3 protein-coding genes are annotated in these 4647 nt (G+C 43.1%); 2 read left to right on the top strand and 1 reads right to left on the bottom strand.

Annotated features, from left to right (window positions below; translation table 11 throughout):
• Positions 1-101: 101 nt before the first annotated feature.
• Positions 102-1343: a hypothetical protein gene (locus tag GTH32_RS18210; protein ID WP_163088460.1), complete on the bottom strand. Its 1242-nt coding sequence runs from the start codon at positions 1341-1343 to the stop codon at positions 102-104.
• Positions 1344-3848: 2505 nt separating this feature from the next.
• Here GTH32_RS18210 and GTH32_RS18205 point away from each other — a divergent pair.
• Both GTH32_RS18205 and GTH32_RS18200 read left to right on the top strand, forming a co-directional pair.
• Positions 3849-3995, top strand: coding sequence for a hypothetical protein (locus GTH32_RS18205; RefSeq protein ID WP_163088458.1), 147 nt, complete (start codon positions 3849-3851; stop codon positions 3993-3995).
• On the top strand, positions 3992-4585 hold the full coding sequence (locus GTH32_RS18200; RefSeq protein ID WP_203565554.1) for a hypothetical protein: 594 nt from the start codon (positions 3992-3994) through the stop codon (positions 4583-4585). The genes GTH32_RS18205 and GTH32_RS18200 overlap by 4 nt, the downstream gene beginning before the upstream one ends.
• The last annotated feature ends 62 nt before the right edge of the window (positions 4586-4647 follow it).

The raw sequence follows: 4647 nt of genomic DNA, 5'->3' as shown, positions 1-4647 counted from the left end.
GGCGAAATAACAAGGCCGATAGTGGATGATTAGGCTCCAAGCTGAAAGTAAACCACCTCCGCAGCCATTTATTGGTGTGGTCTACAGAGGATTATGTCTTTTTAGAGGGGAAAATCCCTAGAACCCCCAGTTGAATCAATAATGGTATCTAGGTGCTTCTGCTCGCCAGAGCTGATACCAAAGAGATTGATAAACCAATCGTTTGAAGGCGTGTAAAGCGGCGTATATTCTTTGCCGTCAAACTCCTTCGTTTTACCTGTTTGCGCTTCTCCCATAAGCTTATGGAGCCATTGTGCCTTTGCCACTGCTGTGGCGTGTTCCATGCCTTTATGTGTACTTTTGATGATGCGCAATATCTCATGGTACTGGTTAGGATCGGCATAGTGCTGTTGGTGACATAGCGCGTATTGGTTTGCCATGTAAAAAGCCAACGGCTCACGTAAACCATCACCCATCTCGAAATTACGTAGCTTATGCAAAGTCTGTAAGTCGTTAAGTCTCGCCCAGTTCAATGTTCGGGGGCTGAATCCCTTTGCGTTAGCAAAGTGAATAACAGCCGATTCTTTTACACCGTCAAGCTTGCGCTGCTTGGCAGCGGAGCGAAATTCTTTGATTTGTTCTTGCGTGTACGGCAGTACCGCATTGCACAAATCGTTGAATTTGTGTGTTGTTTGGTTTGGATTAAGCCAGACAACGCGCACGATCTTGCCTGATTTTTGGTTCACAGTGTGTAACACACGCAGAATTCGCGTAGCGTCGCGCACTCCTATATCACAACCTAGAGACTTGAAAGAATTAACGAGGTGGGAGCTTGCAGCTTCCCACCTCGTTAACGCTTTACGCGGGATGGGTTCATGGTGCCATTTGATTTGTAAGCCACGGCCAGTGTCAATAATGAGACTAGGCAGTGGGTAGCCGAGCTTATTGCAATGCTCAAGCACCATGTCGGCCATGCGTTCGGGCGACAGGTGTTTTAGTTTCTCATCCTTGTAATAGTCGAGATCGCAAAAGAGCGTAGCAATGGATGCGAGCGTGGTTTTCCGCCTGAATGCGAGGTTTTGTCCGTTGTTACCTTTCCACCCCACAAACGTGGCCTGGCTGATCCAGATATCGTTCTTTCCATTCGTTTTTTTGTACTTTTCAAAATTCTGGGCTTGCTGCTCTAACACATATGGCAGTGTATGCAGCGGCATCATCCGCTGCACGACTTTAGCATCAGCACGTTTGGTGACAATGGCGTAATGACCGTTCCTACTATCGTCGAGGAAACAGCTCGCTTCTTGGTAAGCGGAGATTTGAAAATCGAGGGGTAACTGCTGCGCAGTATTAAATTTCTGTGACATTTCCCTGTATCCAGCTCGTTTTGACTGAATACAAGGTTGCAAATGATTTGTTTTTCATTAATATTGACCTTGTATCTAATACAACACTTAAGCTCCTTATCAAGTTTGGCGACTGAGAGGAGCTTTTGTGTATCTGGAGTTCAGAAAAATTTCTCTGAACTGCGTTCGAGTGTAGCGGATCGATGCCGTATCGATCAACAGGTTTATAAAATGTGTAAAAACAGGCGTTTCGCAACGAAATCGGCCTGTAACGCCAAAATCGTCCCAATGGCGAACAACGGATTTTATGTTAAACCCCTTTTTTCACTTTTTCTTCCCCTCTATTGAGCCTATTTAGCTACGCTTGCTACGCAAAATGCGTGGTTGGTTCCAAAATGGAACGATGCACTCTGTTTTTGCTACATTTCCGTCTATCATCATAAAACAAACACCGTACAAATCGATAAAATGATTAGGCCGGAGGTGCCCCTCGATGATGCTTTATTTTTTCTATGCCATTGCGGCCTTGGCTATTGCGGCAGCATTAACGTATCCGTTGGTTCTCAGAAACGATGAACAGCAGAGCAAGTGATAGCGCGTTTTTAATTATAGCGAATTCGCTATAATTAAAATCATAAAGACCTGAAGGAGGAGACAATGATGAGTCTTCAAGCGCTGTGGGATTTTGTTTCCCCTCTTCTACCAATGATAGGTTTGGCTGTAGCCATCGGCGCAGGAGTGGTTTACGTTTATCGTCACCCAGACAAGCTATGACCGCATTTCAGCTCGCGCTATTCGTCTTATCCATTGTTGCAGGCTTGGCGGTATGGCTTTTACCCCGTCTTATCGATGAAGTGTTTAAAAACGGCTGAGAGTAATGTGCAAAAAGTGCACCTTGCCTCTGAGCTTGCATTTTAGCGAACGGCCAGGGGAGGGTGTGTGACATGTCACACACTTTGTCACTTATTTGCATAACAACATATTTTAAAAAAAGGGCGAACAACGTGAGTGTTTACGCAATCGTGGGTTATACAATTTTAGCGACAGCTATACTTGGTATCTTCCTTTGGGGAAGATACCTGCAAAGAAACGCCTGAATTCGCCACTACAAGCGGTATTTATGCAACAGCCTGTTGCACAATTGCAAACGCTACGGCAAAGGTGTGCGACATGTGGCACACCTGATGAGGAGATAAGATGGCGTTGTATATCATTGTTGCTATTTCACTGACGGTTGTTGGCGTAGTGACTCTCACTGCCCATATATCGTATAAACAGTATCAGAATGGGAAAAGATTCAGTGAGTAAAAGTAAATGAATTCCATTATTGAGCGTGAGTAAAAAGCAATATGCACTAAGTGCATATTGCTTTTTACTTCATCAGTTGTTGTATTTTGTGCAACAACTGGATTCGATATGAAAAACGACTAGGGGCAAGTGTGTTGCATGTCACACACCTCACAAGCGGAGAAAACCAATGCCTGAAGAAGTGATTTTTTATTGCCATTGGCGCTGATGATAGCAGCAACGCTGTATGCCATAACCAGAAAAAAGCGAAATAGCCGTTAGCTCTGCGCTCACCGACGCTTAAAGTAGCGAATTAAGAGCGCCAGCAAAAGAAGACCACCGATAGCGACAAGCAATCCCACTAGCTGAATATCATTCATAAATAAGCCCTCGTTAAAGAAAAAATTAAGGAAGCATGATGACATCACTACTCCCATTACTCGCCATCGTTGCAGCGGTAATCCTGGTGCTTAGCGTCACTTACTTGGTAATGAAAAGGCGCAACAGGTAACCCTTAACTGGTCGAATTCGACCTGTTTGGACGCTTGTCAAAATGCTCGCGAAGCTTTACCCAGCGGCGCATATTGCGTCTAACCTGGGCACGCTCCTGCTCCCGTTGTGTCAGACCTTTCTTTTCATGTTCGTCCATCATCTCGCCACCATGCGTTTTGCGTCAAAGAAACCTTCCTGTTAGCCATAATGAAACTTTCATTATGAAAGTTTCATTATGCGATTAACCTTATATTTCAACCAGTAGCCACTATAGCTATACTAGCCTTATACCGTCATAAGGACACTGTCCACTTCCCCTTTAATGACACAGAACTGAAAGTTAACCAAGCCAAGATTAGAAAAAGCGATCAAAAGTAAGCTTAATTTTGAGACGGAGATCAGAATTAAGCTTACTTTTGATAACCGCCTAAAAATAAACGTACCTGGCTTTAGATAAACCGCATTTGATTCTGTTTTGAATGGGCTTTCACAGTTACCCAGCATATAAACGCCATGCCATTTACCATTTCGGCTATAAATTATACTAAAAATCACTTCTTAAATTACCTAAAAATGCGGCTCTCATTGACTATCTTTGATTTATAATTACCGTTTCTATCCAACAAAAAAGCTATATTTTACATTGCCTTATTGAATAATTTTAAAGATATTGAGGTATCGCTCTATCTAGATTTCTTTACCTGGTGTGCCAAAATGATTAAAAACGTAGCTGAAGGGTGATTAATCATGAACATAGTTTTAAAAGTAATAGAGTCTGTTTCTCAGGCTCCCACTGAAAGTTTAATCGTGTTAACTGTGCTGTTCTCATTGGGGTTCTCTTATATGGTGATAAAGCTTGTGCTTACTGTTATCTCTGGGAGTACGGAAAAATGAAGAGGCCGACGTTTGGCTCGTTACCCAATTGGTGGTTCAGGGCATCCCATCTTTTCACTGAATTGAAAGCATCTGAAGTTGGCGAGGGCATTGCCGCTATGAAATGTTTATTAGCCCTATCAATACTTATAGACTTTAAGACCAGAGATGTAAGTGTCTCTATTTCTGGGCTTCAGGAATTAACTGGGCTTAGCAGACCAATGGTGCTAACTGGATTAGAGCGCCTCAAAAACTTGAGCATAATCAGAATCGATAGCTCCCGCTACCGAAACATATACGAAATATTATACATCGAGGAAGATAAAAAGTGGGCGAAAACACCTTCCCATCTACTACGGAAGGCACTGCAAGATATTTCAAATCGCGGCATCGCTCCCTTCGCAGCACTAAAGATATACATTACTTTGCTTAGTTTGCGTTACCAAGACAAGCTTGAAGTGCATGTATCTCATGAAGTCATTCGCGATTACACCAGGTTGCAGCCGAAGCAAATTAGAGCGGGCTTAGATGTTCTTTTTTCTTGCTCAATGATTCATTTGATACCAAGAGAGGAAAGCGGAGCCAACCGCTATCAAATATTAGGGTTATAGCATCATTCACCTGATTTCAAGTCAGACGCATTCGTTTACCACTTTTTGAAAATGACGCCTTC

This window comes from Alteromonas profundi (genome assembly GCF_010500865.1).
GTDB lineage: Bacteria > Pseudomonadota > Gammaproteobacteria > Enterobacterales > Alteromonadaceae > Alteromonas > Alteromonas profundi.
The sequence above is the reverse complement of the archived record's forward strand: the minus strand, read 5'-3'. Positions and strand labels throughout refer to the sequence as shown.

Bases quoted from the DNA above. Each gene is read 5' to 3' on its own strand.
- GTH32_RS18210 (WP_163088460.1), bottom strand. From the start codon at position 1,343: ATGTCACAGAAATTTAATACTGCGCAGCAGTTACCCCTCGATTTTCAA.
- GTH32_RS18205 (WP_163088458.1), top strand. From the start codon at position 3,849: ATGAACATAGTTTTAAAAGTAATAGAGTCTGTTTCTCAGGCTCCCACT.
- GTH32_RS18200 (WP_203565554.1), top strand. From the start codon at position 3,992: ATGAAGAGGCCGACGTTTGGCTCGTTACCCAATTGGTGGTTCAGGGCA.